Annotated in this window: 2 protein-coding genes; one reads left to right on the top strand and one right to left on the bottom strand. The window is 62.4% G+C overall.

What is annotated here, in order from left to right:
• Positions 1-43 precede the first annotated feature (43 nt).
• The gene (locus AC0L2A_RS36105) at positions 44-1,294 is read left to right on the top strand and encodes an acetamidase/formamidase family protein (RefSeq protein ID WP_473612946.1); all 1,251 of its coding nucleotides are present in this window, start codon (positions 44-46) and stop codon (positions 1,292-1,294) included.
• A gap of 43 nt (positions 1,295-1,337) precedes the next feature.
• Here AC0L2A_RS36105 and AC0L2A_RS36110 read toward each other — a convergent pair.
• Positions 1,338-1,574 (bottom strand): EAL domain-containing protein (locus AC0L2A_RS36110; RefSeq protein WP_473612947.1); only part of this gene is annotated, 237 nt, incomplete at its 5' end.

The raw sequence follows: 1,574 nt of genomic DNA on the forward strand, positions 1-1,574 counted from the left end.
GGCCACGTCATCGAAGCTGCCTGCACAACGCGCCTATCATTATTTGCCGGCCAACGCCGAGACCGTGCATTGGGGCTTTTTCAGCCGCTCGCTGCCGCCGGTGTTGCGCGTCGATTCGGGCGACTCAGTCACCGTTGAGACACTCACTCAGCACGCGGGCGACGACTGGCAGCGGATGGTGGCGGGTGACAGCGGGGCTGAAAGCGTGTTCGATTGGTCACCCGAACACAAGCGCGTCGACCGTCGCGGGGCCGGTCCGGCAAACGCTTCCATCTTCGGGCGCGGCGCTGGCGAGGGGTTCGGCGTTCACATCATGACTGGCCCGATCTATGTGCGCGGCGCCGAGCCCGGCGACGTGCTCGAGATCGAGTTCGTCGAAATTCGGCCACGGCCGAGCGCTGCCTTTCCCGGCAAGGCCTTCGCATCGAACGTATCGGCGTGGTGGGGGTATCAGTATCACGACCTTCTGGACCGGGATGCCAAACGCGAAACGGTGACTATCTTCGAGATCGACATGCGGTGCCCGGCCGCAGCGCGGCCGCTGTACAGCTACGAATGGCAGCCGCAGACTGACCCCTTCGGCGTTGTCCATGCGACGATCGACTATCCTGGCATACCCGTCGACCACAGCAAGGTTTCGCATCGCGACTTGAGTGGTAGCGGCGTGCGCATACCGGCGCGCCTGCACTTCGGGTGCATCGCGGTGGCTCCGCGCGAGGCCGACCTGGTCGATTCCATCCCGCCGGGCTATTTCGGCGGCAATATCGACAATTGGAGGATCGGAGCCGGCGCGAAGCTTTATTTGCCCGTTGCGGTTCAGGGCGCACTGCTCTCGCTCGGCGATGGACATTTCGCGCAGGCGGACGGCGAGATCAACGGCACGGGTCTTGAGTGTTCGCTGACCGGCGACATCATCATCAAGCTGCACAAGGCGGGCGAAGGGTGTCCGGCTTTCCTGCGCGGTCTCGACTCGCCGCTCATCGAAACCGAGCACAGCTGGGTGATACAGAGTTTTAGCCATCCCAACTACCTCAGGGACCTCGGCAGCAACGCGCAGTCGGACGTCTACAAGACATCCACCATCGAGTTGGCGCTGCGCAACGCCTTCCGCCAGACGCGCCGATTCATCATGCAGACATACGATCTCACGGAGGACGAGGTGTTGAGCATCATGTCGCTTGCCGCCGACTTCGGCATTACGCAAGTCGCCGACGGAAATTTCGGCGTGCACGCCACGATCACCAAGGCCGTGTTCGGCGAGCGACAGCACAGCCAGCGTACCGCTCGCCCCTGACCACCCATGATCAGAGATCACGCAGCGGTTTCATTGATGGCCCTCACAACTCCGTAGCGTGCTCTTTTAGTGTCACCTCAAGCGCCTGGCTTAGCGGCACCGCCTTGGAGAATAGGAAGCCCTGAGCAGTTCTGCAGCCAAGCTTGTACAGAATTTGCCGGTCCGCCTCTGTTTCGACGCCCTCGGCCATGACATCGATCCCCAGCGCCCGACCAAGATCGATCACCGTTTTGACAAGCAGCCGGTCCTCCCGAGACTTGGCCAAGCCGCGAATGAAGCC

This window comes from Mesorhizobium sp. WSM4844 (assembly GCF_055811775.1).